This is a genomic window from Alkalihalobacillus sp. TS-13 (assembly GCF_019720915.1).
Lineage (GTDB): Bacteria > Bacillota > Bacilli > Bacillales > Fictibacillaceae > Pseudalkalibacillus.
On the sequence record NZ_JAHKSI010000003.1, the window covers coordinates 157,598 to 175,187 of the forward strand.

General features: G+C 44.5%; 17 protein-coding genes. 14 read left to right on the top strand and 3 right to left on the bottom strand.

Going from position 1 to position 17,590, the window contains the following annotated elements; all coding sequences use genetic code 11:
- Nucleotides 1-572 precede the first annotated feature (572 nt).
- The 4 genes from KOL94_RS19825 to KOL94_RS19840 are packed head-to-tail and all read left to right on the top strand — an operon-like array spanning nt 573 to nt 4,197.
- Entirely contained in the window at nt 573-1,274 is a 702-nt protein-coding gene (locus KOL94_RS19825; protein ID WP_221568408.1) for a PIG-L deacetylase family protein, read from the top strand.
- Nucleotides 1,275-1,304: 30 nt separating this feature from the next.
- Nucleotides 1,305-2,258 (top strand): GNAT family N-acetyltransferase, encoded by a 954-nt coding sequence (locus tag KOL94_RS19830; RefSeq protein WP_221568409.1) that lies wholly within the window; start codon nt 1,305-1,307, stop codon nt 2,256-2,258.
- A 31-nt stretch (nt 2,259-2,289) separates the two neighbouring features.
- Entirely contained in the window at nt 2,290-3,378 is a 1,089-nt protein-coding gene (locus KOL94_RS19835) for a threonine aldolase family protein (RefSeq protein WP_221568410.1), read from the top strand.
- 30 nt (nt 3,379-3,408) lie between these two features.
- Complete coding sequence (locus tag KOL94_RS19840; protein WP_221568411.1) at nt 3,409-4,197, top strand: CBS domain-containing protein; 789 nt, start codon at nt 3,409-3,411, stop codon at nt 4,195-4,197.
- A 116-nt stretch (nt 4,198-4,313) separates the two neighbouring features.
- Here KOL94_RS19840 and KOL94_RS19845 read toward each other — a convergent pair whose 3' ends face one another.
- Both KOL94_RS19845 and KOL94_RS19850 read right to left on the bottom strand, forming a co-directional pair.
- A complete protein-coding gene (locus tag KOL94_RS19845; RefSeq protein WP_221568596.1) occupies nt 4,314-4,766 on the bottom strand; it encodes a nucleoside deaminase in 453 nt (150 codons plus the stop codon).
- A gap of 153 nt (nt 4,767-4,919) precedes the next feature.
- Nucleotides 4,920-5,159, bottom strand: coding sequence for a hypothetical protein (locus KOL94_RS19850; protein ID WP_221568412.1), 240 nt, complete (start codon nt 5,157-5,159; stop codon nt 4,920-4,922).
- Between the two features lie 785 nt (nt 5,160-5,944).
- Here KOL94_RS19850 and KOL94_RS25405 point away from each other — a divergent pair.
- From KOL94_RS25405 to KOL94_RS19870, 4 genes are all read left to right on the top strand, one after another.
- The gene (locus tag KOL94_RS25405; protein ID WP_260412550.1) at nt 5,945-6,091 is read left to right on the top strand and encodes a hypothetical protein; all 147 of its coding nucleotides are present in this window, start codon (nt 5,945-5,947) and stop codon (nt 6,089-6,091) included.
- Nucleotides 6,092-6,149: 58 nt separating this feature from the next.
- Complete coding sequence (locus tag KOL94_RS25410; RefSeq protein WP_260412551.1) at nt 6,150-6,434, top strand: hypothetical protein; 285 nt, start codon at nt 6,150-6,152, stop codon at nt 6,432-6,434.
- 361 nt (nt 6,435-6,795) lie between these two features.
- Nucleotides 6,796-8,391 (top strand): sensor histidine kinase, encoded by a 1,596-nt coding sequence (locus KOL94_RS19865; protein ID WP_260412552.1) that lies wholly within the window; start codon nt 6,796-6,798, stop codon nt 8,389-8,391.
- 45 nt (nt 8,392-8,436) lie between these two features.
- Nucleotides 8,437-9,111 (top strand): response regulator, encoded by a 675-nt coding sequence (locus KOL94_RS19870; RefSeq protein ID WP_221568413.1) that lies wholly within the window; start codon nt 8,437-8,439, stop codon nt 9,109-9,111.
- Between the two features lie 342 nt (nt 9,112-9,453).
- Here KOL94_RS19870 and KOL94_RS19875 read toward each other — a convergent pair whose 3' ends face one another.
- Nucleotides 9,454-10,326, bottom strand: coding sequence for an AraC family transcriptional regulator (locus KOL94_RS19875; protein ID WP_221568414.1), 873 nt, complete (start codon nt 10,324-10,326; stop codon nt 9,454-9,456).
- Between the two features lie 237 nt (nt 10,327-10,563).
- On the opposite strand from KOL94_RS19875, the gene KOL94_RS19880 reads away from it, so the two are divergent.
- From KOL94_RS19880 to KOL94_RS19905, 6 genes are all read left to right on the top strand, one after another.
- A complete protein-coding gene (locus KOL94_RS19880) occupies nt 10,564-11,538 on the top strand; it encodes a tripartite tricarboxylate transporter substrate binding protein (RefSeq protein WP_221568415.1) in 975 nt (324 codons plus the stop codon).
- A 26-nt stretch (nt 11,539-11,564) separates the two neighbouring features.
- Entirely contained in the window at nt 11,565-11,720 is a 156-nt protein-coding gene (locus tag KOL94_RS19885) for a hypothetical protein (protein ID WP_221568416.1), read from the top strand.
- A gap of 69 nt (nt 11,721-11,789) precedes the next feature.
- A complete protein-coding gene (locus KOL94_RS19890; RefSeq protein ID WP_221568417.1) occupies nt 11,790-12,239 on the top strand; it encodes a tripartite tricarboxylate transporter TctB family protein in 450 nt (149 codons plus the stop codon).
- Between the two features lie 41 nt (nt 12,240-12,280).
- A complete protein-coding gene (locus KOL94_RS19895) occupies nt 12,281-13,762 on the top strand; it encodes a tripartite tricarboxylate transporter permease (protein WP_260412575.1) in 1,482 nt (493 codons plus the stop codon).
- Nucleotides 13,763-13,790: 28 nt separating this feature from the next.
- Nucleotides 13,791-15,305, top strand: a complete 1,515-nt coding sequence (gene tcuA / locus KOL94_RS19900) for an FAD-dependent tricarballylate dehydrogenase TcuA (protein ID WP_221568418.1) — start codon at nt 13,791-13,793, stop codon at nt 15,303-15,305.
- Between the two features lie 202 nt (nt 15,306-15,507).
- Complete coding sequence (locus KOL94_RS19905; protein ID WP_221568419.1) at nt 15,508-16,872, top strand: SLC13 family permease; 1,365 nt, start codon at nt 15,508-15,510, stop codon at nt 16,870-16,872.
- Nucleotides 16,873-17,590 lie beyond the last annotated feature (718 nt).

The window sequence follows — 17,590 nt, forward strand, 5'->3', positions numbered from 1 at the left end:
AGCGACAAGTGTCTGGCGCTTATCGCTTTGCAGTTAAGTGTGCGATAAAATAAAGAAAAAGTTTTACAAACTATACAATTTTTATATACCGAGAATTTGATATACTATAAACAGGCAACATATTGTGAATTGAATCACAAATAAACTGCTGCTCATTTTATATAAAAGTTGACAGATTATGCAAATTACAATGTCTGATAAAGTCGTTCAATTGTATAAAGAAGATCTGAGCTAAGCAAATTTCGACACTAAAAAAGCCGATTTTTCCTACGCTAAGGAAGCATCGGCTTTAATTCATCGAATAAGAAAGTTCAACCGATTTATAAAGAAGATATAAATGTATGCGGAATATATCAACTACTTTCATATCCAGCTCTCGTATGATAATAAGGCAGACCTTCACTACTTGTTTAAAAAGAAAAAGTTGAAAAAGGCAAGTCTACGGCGTGATTTCAAAAGGTTGAAGAACAGATCATGATGGGATTTTATTTTTCTAAGGACGAGTGGTTCTGATATTTTCAGAATGTTTTGTATAATACACTTATGGAATAAATTTGAATGAGGGTGATGGTATGCATTTGGTTGCATTGGGGGCTCATTGTGGGGATGTGGAATTCCAGGCCGGGGCGATTGCCCATAAATATGCGAAGGCCGGTCATGAGGTGATGTTCGTCCATATGACGGCTGGGGAGAAGGGAAATCCACCTGGTATTTCAGTAGAGGCATATCGTGAACAGAAAATCCTGGAGTCGGAAAAAGCTGCAGCAATCCTGGGGGTTAAAACGATGACACTCGAATACAAGGATGCAGAGTTGACATTCGACGACGAAATCGTAACTAGGGTAGCGATATTAATGCGTCACTTAAAGCCGGATGTCGTGATCACCCATTGGGAAAACAGCATTCACCCCGATCACGCGCTATGTCCGAAAATCGTCCAGGCAGCCCAGTTGAAAGCGGCTTTACCTGGTTTCGAATTGGATGGTTCGGACGCCCAGTTCTATCGGATTTTTCATAGTGAGAACTGGGAGGACATGGAGGGGTACGTGCCTGACATTTTTGTCGATGTTTCCGAGGAGTTCGATGCCTATCTTGAGGCGCTCTCCCAGTATTGGTTCATCATGAATTCTACCTCTTTCCGCTATTACGATTACTATAAAGCGTTAGGTACGATGAGAGGATGTGTCAATCGTACAAAATATGCTCAGACGCTTAAATATCCAACAGGTTTGAATGTCCGCAAAGGGCAAAACATCCCAGGCTTCGAATTGTAAGTGCATTTATATAATAAAGGAGACGAGGAAATGATTTCGTATCGACATTATCATCCTGGAGATGAAGTGAAAATCATAGAGTTATGGAATGAAAGCCTTCCACTCGACCCGATTGCACCTGAACGATTTCGGAACTTGGTTCTGCTGGATGCGAATTTTGATCCTCAAGGACTGCGGGTTGGGTTTGATGATGATCGTTTAGTTGGTTGTGTCTATGCGGTCAGGAGGCTGCTTCCGATGCACGGGACAGATCTAGAGCCTGATCATGGGTGGATTCCGTTCTTTTTCGTGCACGCTGACTATCGGAAAGCTGGAGTCGGGGAAAAGATGATGGAGGAAGCAGTGGTTTTTTTGTCTGAAGAGGGAAGGGGTCATGTCTTTTTCGCATCCTACGCACCGAATTATATTCTGCCTGGGATTGATGAAGAGACGTATCCTGAAGGTTATTCCTTTTTACAAAAGCAAGGATTTGAAAAACAATATACGGCGGTTGCGATGGACCGGAATTTGGTAGGTTACCGTATGCCTGATGATGTAGCGGCATTGAAAGCAGCGCGTGCTAAGGAGGATTATTTCTTTTCAAAGGCTGAGGATAAGGATCTCTATGAAGTGATCCAGTTTGCTAATGAGAAGTTCAACCCGGATTGGGGCAGGGCGATACGCGAAGGAATTTTACAAGGGCTGCCGCTGAAACGGATTCTTGTTGCACGACACGAAGAACAAGTGGTTGGCTTTTGCATGTACGGAGGTTATGAAGGGGTTCCTGATCGATTCGGTCCTTTTGGTGTAGATCCAGCGCAACAAGGAAAAGGCTTGGGGAAGATCCTTCTGCATGACTGCCTTGTTTCGATGCGTTCAGAAGGGCTCCACAGTGCTTGGTTTCTATGGACAGGTGAAAAAACCTCAGCCGGCCACCTATATCTGAAAACGGGATTTGAAATCACCCGCCGGTTCCATGTGATGAAAAAAACAAATAACTCTTGAGATACAGGAGGAGTAAAAGGAGCCTGATTTGATGAATGAAACAAGTGTTTTAACCCGAGCGTTCAAGCAAACTGACTATCAGCTTGCCGGTCATGGAAGCCGCAACATACAGGTGCTTAAAGAGGCTTTGGGTGATCTGGACAGCGATACGGATAGCGATATGTATGGCAAGGGGAAGGTCATTGAAGACTTCGAAGAAAAGATGGCCGAGTACCTTGGAAAAGAGCGTGCGGTGTTTTTCCCGAGCGGTACGATGGCCCAGCAGATCGCTCTTAGGATCTGGTGTGATGAAAAAGGGCTGAAGAAAGTCGCCTATCATCCGTTATGTCACCTGGAAATCCATGAAGAAGACGGATTGAAAGAGCTGCATCATATCGAACCGATTTTATTAGCGGATGAAAACAGGATCATCGACCTGGATGATGTGGTGAACATGGAGGAAGAGATTTCGTGTTTGTTGCTCGAATTGCCGCAGCGTGAAATTGGCGGCCAGCTGCCGGACTATGAAACTCTTGAAGCCATTTCTACACATTGCCGTGAGAAAGGCATCCTGTTGCATCTGGATGGAGCCAGGCTGTTTGAGATTCTTCCATACTATCAGAAGACGGCGGCGGAAGTTTGTGCACTTTTTGATAGTGTCTATGTTTCGTTTTACAAAGGAATCGGCGGGCTTGCGGGAGCGATCCTTACAGGGAATGAAGCTTTTACAGAAAAATCGAAAGTGTGGAAGAGGAGACATGGCGGTGATTTGATCAGCCTTTATCCATACATAATCAGTGCGGATCATTATTTTGAGAAACGGATCGGAAAAATGGGGCAGTATCATGAAGAAGCGAAGGAACTTGCCAGTTTGTTCAATCAGTGCCATGCTGTTGAGACAAAGCCTTATGAACCTGTCTCAAATATGTTCCATGTTCATTTTCAAGTGTCGAAAGAAAAGCTTGAACCTATCCTGGTCGATCTCTATGAAACGACGGGGATCGGGTTGACCAGCAACTTAAGAGAGACGAGTGAAACTTCATGTTATTATGAAGTGAGCATCGGTGATCAGTATGAATACGTACCGAAAGATCAATTGAGAAGTGTGTTCGTCATGCTAGATGAGAGACTCTCGCGTTAATCAGATCTTGCATCAAAGGAGGGAACCTGCTTGAAGAAACTGAGTCCGTATCATGAGCTTCGTTTACTGTACGAAAAAGATATCCATGTGAATCATATATCTGAAGTTTTTGATATCTGTTATCCCCATGATGATGCACAAATGATCAAGGCACAGATGGCAGAAAAGGATTATGATGTGCTTGGGGTCGAAGAGGACGGAAGCGTTATTGGTTATGTGAAGCGAGAAGAATTGAAAGAGGGTTTATGCCGGAATTATATGACGCCTTTTTCACCAAGAGAAATCGTTTCTGACTCGACTCCTTTGATCAAAATCCTCTTTTTATTCAAAGAAATCGAGCGGATCTTTGTGTTGGAAGAAAACAGAGTGACGAGGCTTGTGACGAAAGCAGACCTTCAAAAACCGCCAATCAGGATGCTGTTGTTCGGAATCATCACGTTGCTGGAGATGCACCTTTTGAGAGTGATCAATCATTATCTGCCGCAAAATGATTGGAAGCGGCATTTGGGTATGGATCGAATTCAAGAGGCTGAGCGGTTATATACGATACGAAGCGTGAAAAACGAGGCAATTGGCTTAAGTGATTGCTTACAGATTTGCGATAAAAGAGATATCATCTTGAACGAGGGTGAATTAAGGCAGCAATTGAAGTTCCCCTCCAAAACCAAGGGGAAAGATTATTTTAAAAGATTGGAAGGTTTGAGAAACAATCTGGCGCATGCACAAGAACTCAATACAGAAGGCTCATGGGAAGATATCATCTTGCTGATTGAAGAGACTGAAACAATATTAGAGGTGTGTGAACAAATTGATCGATGAAGTTGGAGATCGGCATGTGTAAATTAATAAAGGTTCAGGTCCAGAAACAGGACCTGGACCTTATTTTTATACAAGTATACTCGACCAGGTACGTTGTTCATTTGAAAAAGTTGGGTTTAATACTCTATTTTATTGTTTGATCTTCCCCATTCTTGAAATGGTAAATCGTGTTGATCCACTACTACGTGTTCCATTTTGATTTTTCGTATTTTAATAGGTAAAGCGATTTCTTCATAGATAAATTGATCATCAAAACCTATTTGAGCGGCATCTTCCTTTGTACATGCATAATACACAGCTTTCGGTCTTGCCCAATAGATAGCTCCAATACACATCGGACAAGGCTCACAGCTTGTATAGATCTCACAATCGGTTAATTGAAATTGTTTTAAGTAAGCGCAAGCATTCCGAATCGCTTGTATTTCTGCATGGGCAGTAGGGTCATTGGAACATGTTACTTCATTTACACCTTTACCGATCACTTTTCCATCCTTGACTATTAAAGCAGCAAAAGGTCCTCCGTTGCTTTTTAAAACATTTTCATATGCAAGTTGGATAGTTTCATTCATAAAATGAATATTTGCCAATATATACACCTCTCGTTTGGTGAGAAATCATCAATTATTTATATTCAATAATGGAGAAGAAGAGAAATTGTCTATATAAATGATAATATATCGGGGGTTGGTCCGCGCAGTCAGTAATTCATTAAAATCCTACTGTTACCGCTTTGACGTTTTACGAAAAAAAAACAGATAAATGATTCTACTCAGTTTTTGGGCGGTGATGAGAGATGCGATCAACAGCAAAAGGACAATGACGAACATGAGTCCGAATTGGGATCCTGTCGGATCTGTGGACCATAGCGGAACGAAATAGGTCTCTATTAAAATGAGAATCCTATGATAGACAACAATCGCCATAACGAAAATCCCCCAGAACAGGATCGTGCCATTATTCAAAGTGTCACCTCCATGCCAAAGTAAACTACCATTTATCTCCTTTTTTCATTATATACTTTGTGTTTCATCGTTAACATGGTAAAGCGCTATTCTTTTGAAGAAAATAGCGCCTGATGAAGTTATAGTTCCCTTGCTCTGAAAATGATGCGCCAGCGACCGGTTCCGCCTTTTCCGGAATCCTGAGGCGTTATCCAGGATAGATCAACACAGGGGTTTGAAGCTGTTTTGCCTGAACGATCGCGTCAATTGTCGTTTTATATCGGGTGGCGATACGCCAAAACGTTTCACCAGGCTGAACCGGATGCGATATAACAGGGAGGACAAGTACCTGACCGATATAAAGGACGGATGGATCAGCAAGTTGGTTTGCAATGAGGAGTTCCTGAACGGTCGTTCCGTATCGTTGTGATATCGCCTATAGCGTATCGGCTTGCTGGACGATGTATTGCTGATATGGTGTAGGAATGACTAGAAGCGTGCCCGATTATGGACCTGTTCTAACATCCAAACCATTCGCCTGGACGAATCTGATTTACCGGTACACCATAATTTTGTGAGATTCGTCAAAGTGTATCCCCACTTCGAACTACATGTATTAGCACAGCAACCTCTCCCTGAATATATTCTCCTTTACCTTATTCAGGGAAAAAGGTAGGTGTTAATGACTAGGTGGGAGGAACGTAGGCTGGAAAAATATTTTTTACATGATTAGGAATATGGAAGGAATCATCCAGGAGGGGAAGAATATCTTTTTAAAATAGTTCTTTTTTCACAAGGGGGAGATTATGGGTAAAAAGAAGTGGCGTTCGATGAAGGGGGAGGGTTTTGGGATATTGATGCTTGGAGAGAAACCGGAGAAGCTCCCTGAAAAAGCCTTCATTTCGCTGACAAGAGGCGAAGGGTTGAATTTCATTCAGCTGATCATCAATTGATGGTCATGAACCAGATGAAGAAAACGCCAGGTCTTTTGTATGCGGAGTTGAATGGGAAATGAAGGATCGGAAGGGATACGGACAAACGATGACGGTCTGGGATGGAAAGTCGATGCCAGCGTTTCGTAATAAACGGACACATGGATTTGCAATGAAGTTTTTCGGTTGGGTGATCCATCGAAGGAACACGAAAACCTATTACTTATCTTATCCGGCAGATGGAACGATCCCTTCAGTCACAGAAGTCCGAGAGATACTCAGAGAATACGGTAAGTTTTACGATGGCGGAAAGCTGGTAAGGAAAGTAAGATCTCCGCAAGTGGAAAAGAGTATAAATGCCTAAAAGCCAACAAACATTGGCTTTTTTTATTTTGCAATAAGCTGAATAAACGGTGCCAGGCACCATCTCAGATCCCTTGCACCGCAAGGACTTCTGATCGGTGCCTGGCACCGTTTCAAACCTCAACTGCCCCAAGGGTTCCGCTTCGGTGCCTGGCACGGAAGCATCCGTCGAAATTGGGAGCGGACTATAGTCTGTCTGCGCCCGATTGGTGTCATATTTGTGGTGGTTTTCTTTGGTGCATTTCCTCGGAAATTGCGAGTTTTGTAGAGTGGGGACTAGAAAACGACACGATACTCTAGCGATTTCCCATTCGATAAGATAGAATATTCAGTAAATACATGTGTTATCCAAGGAGTTCACCATGCTGCAGAGACTACTGAATGTTTCCCTTCAAATTAAAATCCTCGGTCTGATCATCTTCCTATTATTATTGGTGATCGGTCTGTTATCCTTCATTGTCGGTTACCTGGAAATGGAGGAGGACGTAGAACAGGCGGAGCGGATTGCGCTTCAGACTGCGCAGACCTTATCATTTATGGGAACGATTCAGGATTCGGTTGAGCACGGCGGGGCATTCGAGGTGACGAACCCGATTGTGGAACGGATGCGGGATCAGGTTGATGCTTCCGCAATCCGTATAGAAAACCGGGATGGAGAGCTCACCGGTTATGCGGGTGACATCATCACGAATCACTCCTCACCCCGGGAAGATCGTTACCGCTCCCTTGTTTTTGGGAGTAATTATGTCACGCGTACTGCCAGTGATGGGGTCGAGGTCCTGAAAGGGATCGCACCGATTATGATCGATTATGGTGATTATAAGAAGGTTGAAGGTACTGTGACAGTCATTTTTCATATGGATATCATTCAAAGCAAGATCGCCTCTGATATCAAGAAGATGCTGCTTGTTTCTGGCATTGCATTCATCGTCGGGATTGCTGGCAGTTTCTTTCTCGCGAAAAGTATCCGCAAAGATACGCATGGTCTTGAACCCTATGAGATCGGAGCATTGTATCGGGAACGTAACGCCATTCTCCAATCGGTAAAAGAAGGAATTTTATCCATCGACGAGCATGGAATCATCACGATGATGAACCATTCGGCACGTGAGCTTTTGGATATCAGTGAATCTGTTGAAGGACAATCAGTAACGTCGATCATCTCTTCATCGAGTATGTTGGAGGTGTTGGCTTCAAAGGAAACCATCAGTAATAAAGAACGCTACTATAATGATAAAATCTTCATCGTCAATACTCAGCCGATTATAGAAAATGGCGAACAGACAGGGATTGTTGCCAGTTTCAGAGATAAGACTGAAATCAAGAAAATGGTCGATGCCTTATCTGAAGTACGGCAATATTCTGAAGATCTGCGGGCACAGGCCCATGAATTCACGAACAAGCTGTATGTCATTCTCGGCATGATTCAGCTTGGCAAACATACTGAAGCGATCCAATTGATCCAGGAAGAAGCTCAAATTCAGGAACAGCATAAAGAGGTGCTTTTAACGAATATCAAGGACGACAAGGTCCAGGCGATTTTGCTTGGAAAACTGGCGAAGGCTTCCGAGAAAAAGATCGATTTTAAAATCGATGTTGAAAGTGCGATGCAGCCTCTACCTGCTCATATCGGTTTTTCCCCGTTGATTGTCATACTCGGGAACCTGATCGACAACGCATTTGAAGCGGTAGCCGATCGCCCGACGAAAGAAGTTTCGTTTTTTGTGACAGACATCGGGAATGACATCATTTTTGAAATCGCGGATAGCGGCAAAGGGATCAAGGATGAGGCAGAAGGAAAGATCTTTCAGAAAGGGTATTCTGCTAAAGGGAAAAATAGAGGATATGGCCTTGCGAACGTGAAAGAGGAATTGGAGCTGCTCGACGGTATGATCGAATGGACGAACAAACATGACGGAGGTGCAGTTTTTACCGTTATTTTACCGAAATCGATATAGAAGACGAATACGAGATAGATTATAGTTTGGGAGGGTGAAAGGTTCATGTTCAATGTCGTGATTGCAGAGGATGATTACCGTGTTGCCCAGATTCACGAGGAGTATCTGGCTGCGGTAGATGAAATGAAGTTGGTCGGAAAAGCGTTGAATGCGAAAGAGACGTTGCAGTTATTAGAGGAAAACCCTGTGGACCTGCTGCTTCTCGATGTGTATATGCCGGATCAGCTGGGGACCGATCTGTTGCATAAAATCAGAGAGGAGCATCCGGATGTCGATATTATGATGATCACAGCGGCAAAAGAGAAAGCGTTCCTGGAAAAAGCGATCCGTTACGGGGTTCAGCATTACTTGATCAAACCGATTACGATGGAGCGATTTAAAGAAGCGATCGATACGTATAAAAAGAAGAAGGCGATGCTTGAGTCGACTTCGGAAGTGGATCAGGAGCTGCTCGATCGCGTTTTTGGACATGGTGGTGGGAAAGAATCTGAGAAATCGGACCTTCCGCCTGGGATCGATAGAATGACGTTGAAAAAGGTGAAAAAACTGATTGAAGACAACAAGGAAGGGATTACGTCAGAAAAAGCAGGAGAGGTCATGGGTGCATCGAGGACCACCGCGCGAAGATATCTCGAGTATCTCGTCGGAATCGAGCAAGCCACGGTCGAGCAGGTCTATGGGATCGTCGGCCGTCCGGAACGAAGGTATTATACTAAATAAATAGATAAAGTAAAAGGTGCTGAGGCAGCACCTTTTTTGCATTTAAAGAAAGTATAAATACTTTCTTCAATATAAGGGTAACTAAGGCTCAGCCTGCGTTAATGCTTGGCTGAGCCAAGTTTTCATTAATTTAACGGACACCAGAGCTGTTATTTTAGAAAAAAACGCCTTATTTTAAAAATTAGCGGACACCAGAGACCCTATTTGATTGAAATCACCCTGATTCTGGGGGATTTGTCACAAATAAGAGCCCTCATGTCCGCTAAGTTACTGAATCAAGCCTATTTGTCACAGATAACGTCTCTCATGTCCGTTAGCACTAATTTTCTTAAAACTCTCCCCTTACTTCTTCCTAACAGGGATCCAAATCTCACTCTTGAAAGTCGGGGAGGAGACATCTTTGTTCTCATTCCACAGTATTTCTGGTCCTTCGGTTTGTTCATAGTTCGAAGACGGGAACCATTCCGAATAGATGCGACCCCATATTTCCTGCAGCGTATCGGGAAACGGACCGATGGATTCGAAAACCGCCCAAGTTGAAGCTGGAACCTCCAAAGCGGTCAGGTTATCGGGGCAATCCTTGATTGTCGCCGCTCCGATATAATGATCAAGCTCCCCTTTTTTCTCCATTCTTCCTTCAGAAAAGTTGGTGGAAGCACTTAGCAGCCCTTTCGGCTCCACATTGGAAAGGTTCTTCAGGGTATCGATCGTATCGCTGTCCAGGCTTTGCCACATAGCTGCAATCTCTGGATTGACACCGTTGAAAATGATTGGAACTCTTTTATAGATGCCGACGATCCGAAAGTCCTCTTTTTCTTCAATCCGGTAATTCATTTCATTTCCTCCTTTGATGGTTAATTGGATGGTCATACGTGGATAGGATTTTAGTAAATGGCCATTCGTCCTCGCTTCTGATGGCGTGATGCCATGCAGGTTTTGAAAAGCGCGCGTAAAAGAATCGGGTGAGTTGTAGCCATATTTCAATGCAATGTCGATGACTTTTGCCTTGCTGGTTTTAAGCTCGAATGCAGCAAGCGTAAGGCGTCTGCGGCGGACGTATTCTGATAAGGTAATCCCAGATAAGAAGGAAAACATCCTTTTGAAATGATATTCTGAGCAATAGGCCCGTCTTGCAGCTTCCTTGAAGTTGATTTCGTCCGCCAGGTTTTCTTCGATATAGGCGATGGCACCATTCAAGTTTTTCAGTGTATCCATCCTATGACCTCCTTCATCAATAGAGTAACAGGATTGATGTCGAGGCATCCGACATTCCGTGCACACTTATGTAGGGTTATTATACAGTTTAGCATGAAAGACAGCAGCGAAGTCCGTGAACAAAATGCACAAAAAGGATTTTAAATTTTTAAAAAACAATATTTTGAAAACGTTTACATTGAAAGTTTCAAAAGGTAGGATAGCTTTAATAAATTTTTTGTTAGGGGTGTATCGTTTATGAAAAAGCTCTCGGTTTTATTGGTTGTATTTTTACTTTTATCAGCTTGTTCTGTGGGAGGTTCTGGCTCGAACAAAGAATTCCCGACGAAGAATCTTGAATTGGTTGCGCCTGCTTCGCCAGGTGGAGGGTGGGATTTGACAGCCCGTTCCGTACAAAAAGCGTTACAGGATAATGACCTGGTCGATAAAAATATTAAAGTTGTGAACAAGCCAGGCGGTGGTGGAGAGACAGGATGGAAGTACTTGAAGGCGAAGGATTCGCATCATCTAGCGATCAACTCAAGCCTGGTACTGACGAATGATTTGCTCGGTCAAAGTGATTTGAGCTATAAGGATTTCACACCGATCGCAACATTAGCGACAGAGTGGCAATCACTTGCTGTGCCGGCAAATTCCAAGTACGAGTCTGCTTCAGAACTGATGGAGCAACTGAAAAAAGATCCGAACTCTGTAAAAATCGGTGTCGGACCTGGGTTGGGGAATGATGACCATCTATCCATCGTCCAAGCTGCCACTGAATACGGAATTGACCCTGCAGAACTCGACTTCCTCGTCTATGAAGGGGGAGGAGATGTCGTTACAGCACTCCTAGGTGGACATGTTGATGCGGTTACGACTTCTCTATCCGAGGTGAAGGATCAACACCTTGCTGGAAAGCTGAAGATCCTTGCAGTTTCTTCTGAAGAGAGACTCGAAGATCTTGATGATGTGCCAACCTGGAAGGAGGAAGGCGTGGACATGGTATTCCCGCACTGGCGTGGAATCATGGGCCCACCGGACATGACGGAAGAAGAAATCGCGTATTGGGATAAAAAATTGAGCGAGATGGTCAAAACGGAAGATTGGAAAAAGCTCTTGGAGAATAACAACTGGGATGGCTTCTATAAAGACAGCGAAGAAACGAAGAAGTTTTTGGAAGAGCAACATTCACTTTATGAGAAGCTCGTGACGGATTCAGGATTGGTGAAGTAGGCGCGTCGTACGGCTGAAATCGAAAGTTGGGTTGCGGTTTAACGACGACCGATGATGCGCATACGGCGGAAAATGGCATTATTACGGCCAAAAGCGGCGCTTCTACAGCCGAAATCGCCACCGATACGGCTAAACCGAATGAAAGGGTGTTGACTCCATACGGAATCGGGGTCAGCACCTGATTTTTGACAGATAAGAAATTTAGGACTCAAGCATTCAATCGAATTTCCACATGAAAGGAGCGGACATACATGAAAGCGATCAAACTGGCGTTTCCTGCTGTTTTACTAATTATCAGCTGCACGTTCTTGATAGCATCTTTCAATGTGCCGAAAGCAAACCTCGGCAATCCAAACGGTCCACTTTATTTTCCGATCGGACTGAGCGTGCTCATGCTGGTCTTCAGTATCATCTACACGATTCAGGAGTTGAAAAAACTGAACCATGAAAATGTTCAAATACGAGAATTGATCGCAGGGCGTACCCCGAAACTGATTGGCATTACGGTGCTCCTTGGAATCGGATATGCATTCATTTTTGAACGGATCGGTTTTCTGTTTGCGACGATCCTGTTCCTTGGCGCGTTATTGTTTTTCATCAACGGAGTGAAGAAGTGGAAGGCGAACATTATCGTATCGATCTGCTTTTCCTTCATTTCATGGTACGCATTCAGTGAATTACTAGGGGTCAGTTTACCGTAGGAGGTGATTTTGTGGATATTAACAGCTTTTTGAATGGTTTTATGAATTCAGTGGAACCGATCAACATCTTGTGGGTGATCATCGGCGGTATTTTAGGGACGATTGTCGGGATGCTGCCTGGCCTTGGACCAGCAACTGCCGTCGCAGTCTTGATCCCGATCACCTTTGGAATGGACCCTGTCAGTGCGATCATCTTAATGGCTGCAATCTATTATGGCGCGATGTACGGTGGATCACGAAGCTCGATCCTGTTGAACACGCCTGGTGATGGCTCGGCAATCGCCGCGACATTCGACGGCTATCCAATGGCACGAAAAGGACAAGCGGGACAGGCACTGGCGATCTCTGCAGTAGCTTCCTTCATCGGTGGAGTCATTGCAGTTGTCGGGTTCATTTTCCTTGCTGAGCCGTTAGCGGATTTCGCCCTCAAGTTCGGGCCAGCGGAGTATTTTTTACTCATGCTCCTCACCTTGTCAGCCATCGTTTCTCTTTCGCTCGGTAAAATGGTGAAAGGGTTCATCGCGATGCTGCTCGGTCTCTTGCTCAGTACAATTGGGATCGATACCCAAACGGGCGTCTATCGTTTCACGATGGGCATTCCTCACTTAAGCGATGGGATCGATTTTCTGATCGTTATCATTGGCGTTTATGCGATCGGGGAAGTCCTCTACAACTTCCTGACGATTGATAAGGAGAAAAAGGAAAAGAAGGAAGTCGGAAAAGTCTGGTTTACGAAGGAACAGTGGAAAAGGTCGAAGTGGCCGATCCTGCGGAGTGGTCCGCTTGGGTTTATTGTTGGTGTCCTTCCGGGTGCAGGCGGTTCAATCGCATCCATGATCAGTTATTCGACTGAGAAACAACTTTCGAAAAAGCAGGAAGAGTTTGGTGAGGGTGCAGTTGAAGGGTTGGCTGCACCGGAGTCAGCGAACAATGCGGCATCAGTCGGAGCCTTGATACCGCTCTTGACGATGGGGATTCCTGGATCGGGAACGACTGCGGTCATGCTTGGTGCTCTCATCATGCTTGGCTTGAGGCCGGGGCCATTACTTTTTGAAAACCAGCCGGAGATTGCGTGGACACTGGTCAACAGTATGTTCATCGGGAACATTGTTCTGGTGATCGTGAATATCCTTCTTGTCGGACTGTTGATCAAGATTTTGGATACACCGGCGAAGGTGCTTTATCCAATCATTGTCTTGCTGGCTTTCATCGGGACATATACGCTCAGCTACAATGTAATCGACTTTTTCTTGTTATTGATCTTTGGTGTATTTGGCCTTTTCATGAAGGTGTTCGATATTCCGATTGCGCCTCTTGTGCTCGCATTGATTGTGGGGGCTGAAATGGAGCAGAACTTCCGGAAAGCGGTGCTGTCATCGGACGGTAATTTGAGTATTTTTGTTTCAAATCCGATCTGTATCGGCTTGATCATATTGATTCTTTTATCTCTTTTTTACCCGTTAGTCATCAAGGCTTTCAAGAAAAAAGCAGACAAAAACAATCTAGAAAAAAGAGTTTCATAGAGTTAGAAAATAGGAGGAGGAGAGATGGATGTCCAATCATCCTGAAACAAATGTTGATATAGTCGTCGTCGGTTCAGGGAATGCGGCGTTGTGTGCGGCTATTTCTGCAAGGGAGAACAATGCCACTGTGCTGGTATTGGAGCGGGCTCCTGAACATAAAAGAGGCGGGAATTCCTATTTTACAGATGGTGCAATCCGATGCGCTTACAATGATCTCGCTGATATTTTAAAACTAATGCCTGATGTGACAGAGGAAGAAGCGGAGAGAATTGTCATGCCAGAATATTCGCCTTCGGATTATTATGATGATCTGATGCGGGTAAACAGCGACAAAAGTGATCCAGAGCTGGCAGGTCAGCTGGTCAACCGTTCTTATGAGACGATTAAGTGGATGAGAGAGCAGGGCGTTAAGTTCGAGCTGAACTATGAAAATCAATCGTTTGAAAAAGAAGGGAAATACCATTTCTGGGGTGGCCTTCCGGTCAAGACAGAGAACAAAGGAATCGGCTTGATGACGAACCTTTTCAAGCGTGTCGAGGAACTCGGAATCGAAATCTGGTATGAAGCACGTGCTAAAGAGCTCAAAAAAGAGGATGGACGGATTGCTTCGATTGTGGTCGAGAAAGACGGTCAATCCCTTGAAATCCAGACGACCAGTGTCGTTTTAGCCTGTGGAAGTTTCGAAGCGAACAAGCAGATGCGGTCTGACCATATTGGTAATGAATGGCAGGCGGCGATTGTGCGGGGTACGGAATATAACACGGGTGACGGCCTCTCGATGGCACTGGCTGTCGGTGCAGAGAAGTTCGGAAATTGGGCTGGCTGTCACTCGATTGGAACCGATGCGAATGCGCCTAAGGTTGGGGACTTCACGAAACCGGGCGATATATTTAAAAAGCATTCCTATCCGCTGAGCATCATGCTGAATAAAGACGGTAAACGATTCGTCGATGAGGGGGCGGACTTCCGAAACTACACGTATGCGAAATACGGTCGCGAAATTTTGAAGCAGCCGGATCATGTCGCCTATCAAATCTATGATACGCAGGTCCGTCCGATGCTTCGTAAAGAGTACGACCTTGAAGAAGCGACCTTTTACCAAGCGGACCGTCTTGAAGATCTAGTCGAGAAGCTTCCTGTTGATAAGGAAACATTTTTAAAAACGATAGAAGAATATAATGAAGCAGTGCAGGATGGGGAGTATAATCCGACCGTAAAAGACGGAAAAGGAACCCGCGGGATTACACCTCCGAAAACGAACTGGGCTCTCCCGATTGAAGAAGGACCGTTCTATGCATTTCCGGTCACATGCGGAATCACGTTCTCGTTCGGGGGACTCCATGTCAGTCCGGACGGTGAAGTTCTAAGTGTTGATGGCGGGACTCTGGACGGACTGTTCGCTGCAGGAGAAATGGTCGGAGGTCTCTTTTATGAAAACTATCCTGGTGGATCCGGACTGATGTCAGGAGCGGTTTTCGGAAAATTGGCAGGAGCGGCTGCCGCAGATTACAGCAGAAAGAAAAATTCAGAAGTTACAAAATGAATGGAAGGGTTGTCCCAAAGTAGTGTCAGACACCACCAACACACTGACTAGTACAGAGTCAGGCACCTCAACACAACATTTTATATGAAAGAAAATGTTGTTAAATGCAGAGAGCCAGACACTTTCTAGTCAGTTGTTACGTGCGGTGTGAGTCAGACACTAAAGGACACCCTTTTTTACATATTCAAAATAGGAGTTTGTTATGGATAAGAAGGTAGTAGTTGGTTTACTCTCGCTCATTTTATATGTGGTCTTTTTTCTGCCTTTTATGGATTGGGATATCAAAGTGCAGGCCGCCGTTACGTTGGTCATCATCCAAATGCTATGGATTGGAAGGGTCTTTCCGCTAGCGTTCAGCTCGATTTTATTGATCTTGATTCTTTCCTTCCATTTTTTCAGTTATGAAGAGACGCTCGGTTATTTCAGCACGGATATCGTCTGGCTGCTTTTTTCCACGTTCATCATTTCACGGGCTTTCATCAATACAGGGCTCGCGAGCAGGGTGTCTTTGAAGATGCTTAAATTATCAGGTGGCTCGGGCAGGTTGTTGATTTTGTTTTCTTTCATATTGATGTTTGTCCTGTCGATGCTGATCCCTTCGAATGTCGGAAAGGGAAGCCTGGTTTCATCGGTGCTCGATAGTTTGATGAACAGCTTGAAAAAGATCCGGGGAGTCGAAAATTTAGGGAAGTCGTTATTCATCGGGATTGCTTATTTAGTGGCGATTTCGGGTGCAGTCGTGGCGACTGGGGCAAGCTCGACGATCTATACATTCGGGCTTTTTTCAGAGATTTCTAGCGGTCTTAATTATGTGACTTGGCTTGGGTATTTTGTGCCGCCGATTTTATTGTTTGTGATGCTGTTATGGTTATTGTTCTTATATTTTTTTCCGCCAGAAAATATCGACCGGAAACATATGATGGGGTTATTGGATGATAAGATCAGCGAGCTTGGAAAACTGAGTCTTCCTGAGAAAAAAGTGATGGGGATCATGGCGATGACGATTCTTTTGTGGGCGACCCATAACTGGCACGGTTTTTCGATTTCGCTCGTCGGTTTATTGAGTGCGGCACTCACGGTGCTGCCAGTGATCGGCGTATGGAATTGGGAAACAGCGAAGAAGGCGATTGATTGGGACATGATGCTGTTTTTCGCAAGTACCTTGATGGTGTCGGCCATGCTGATTAAGACCGGTGCGATCAAGTGGATCTCGGACCATCTCTTAAGCGTATTGGCGAGTGAATCATCGTGGTTGGTCGTCATCGTGCTGGTGATTTGCACCGCTTTGCTGCGGATTATCTTTGTAAATATCTTAGGGTTCTTGGCCATCATGATTCCGCTCGCGATCACGATCGGACAGGACATTCCGGATTTTTCACCGCTGGTCGTCGCGATGGCCGTCTTCCTGACAGGTGTTCCCGGATTCTTGCTCATCACCCAATCACCTGTCCATCTGATCAGTCATTCATACGGATATTTCTCAGAAACAGATCTGCTCAAAGTAGGCATCCCAGCGGCCCTGCTATGGTTCATTGTCATCATGATCTCCGTGATAGTTTACTGGTGAGACTTCCTCAGTGATGATGAACGTACCAGGCACCATTTCAAACCCCTTGTGCCACAAGGACTTCTGATCGGTGCCTGGCACACTTTCAAACCTCAACTGCCCCAACGGTTCCGCTTCGGTGCCAGGCACCGAACCAGAACCGTTGGGGGAGAAGGGGGAAATTGTCGTGCCTGGTACATATACGAAGTAGATTGAGAGTCACCGAAACCAAATCTATTAAAATATTTCAAATCTAGTAAATGGGTCTATACCTTTGTGGTAGCAGTTTAATAGAATATAGTATTCCCCCATAGAAAGGAGGGAATACGAATATGAGTTGTTCATGTTCTCAGTCTTTTTCTAGTTGCTCCTTCAAGCATTCTTGTTCATGCTCCCGCTCTCATTCTCATTCTCGTTCTAAATCTTGCTTTGACTTTTGTTCTTGTAAAATTTTCAAAGATTTGAGACTAGGGCGTACGATAACAGTCAATATCGGTGGAACAACACTTACGTTATTGTTCTTGTGTTTCGACCCTAAGACGTGTTGCGTAACTGGACAAGACACCACTACTGGGAATATTGTCACCTTCGATTGCCGTAAAGTAAGCTTTGTCGGCCAAGGAGGTAATTTTATCTCGGTAATGTAAAATCTTCACTCCCTGATTCAAAATATGGATCAGGGGTTTTTTATATAATGTAGACATATAAAAAAGTTAAGCCAAATCAAATCATCGACCGT

What these genes read in the sequence shown, in the direction of transcription:
- KOL94_RS19870 (WP_221568413.1), top strand. Translation starts at nt 8,437, where the DNA reads ATGTTCAATGTCGTGATTGCAGAGGATGATTACCGTGTTGCCCAGATT.
- KOL94_RS19835 (WP_221568410.1), top strand. Translation starts at nt 2,290, where the DNA reads ATGAATGAAACAAGTGTTTTAACCCGAGCGTTCAAGCAAACTGACTAT.
- KOL94_RS19875 (WP_221568414.1), bottom strand. Translation starts at nt 10,326, where the DNA reads ATGGATACACTGAAAAACTTGAATGGTGCCATCGCCTATATCGAAGAA.
- KOL94_RS25410 (WP_260412551.1), top strand. Translation starts at nt 6,150, where the DNA reads ATGAAGGATCGGAAGGGATACGGACAAACGATGACGGTCTGGGATGGA.
- tcuA (WP_221568418.1), top strand. Translation starts at nt 13,791, where the DNA reads ATGTCCAATCATCCTGAAACAAATGTTGATATAGTCGTCGTCGGTTCA.
- KOL94_RS19865 (WP_260412552.1), top strand. Translation starts at nt 6,796, where the DNA reads ATGCTGCAGAGACTACTGAATGTTTCCCTTCAAATTAAAATCCTCGGT.
- KOL94_RS19845 (WP_221568596.1), bottom strand. Translation starts at nt 4,766, where the DNA reads ATGAATGAAACTATCCAACTTGCATATGAAAATGTTTTAAAAAGCAAC.
- KOL94_RS19825 (WP_221568408.1), top strand. Translation starts at nt 573, where the DNA reads ATGCATTTGGTTGCATTGGGGGCTCATTGTGGGGATGTGGAATTCCAG.
- KOL94_RS19880 (WP_221568415.1), top strand. Translation starts at nt 10,564, where the DNA reads ATGAAAAAGCTCTCGGTTTTATTGGTTGTATTTTTACTTTTATCAGCT.
- KOL94_RS25405 (WP_260412550.1), top strand. Translation starts at nt 5,945, where the DNA reads ATGGGTAAAAAGAAGTGGCGTTCGATGAAGGGGGAGGGTTTTGGGATA.
- KOL94_RS19905 (WP_221568419.1), top strand. Translation starts at nt 15,508, where the DNA reads ATGGATAAGAAGGTAGTAGTTGGTTTACTCTCGCTCATTTTATATGTG.
- KOL94_RS19830 (WP_221568409.1), top strand. Translation starts at nt 1,305, where the DNA reads ATGATTTCGTATCGACATTATCATCCTGGAGATGAAGTGAAAATCATA.
- KOL94_RS19890 (WP_221568417.1), top strand. Translation starts at nt 11,790, where the DNA reads ATGAAAGCGATCAAACTGGCGTTTCCTGCTGTTTTACTAATTATCAGC.
- KOL94_RS19895 (WP_260412575.1), top strand. Translation starts at nt 12,281, where the DNA reads ATGAATTCAGTGGAACCGATCAACATCTTGTGGGTGATCATCGGCGGT.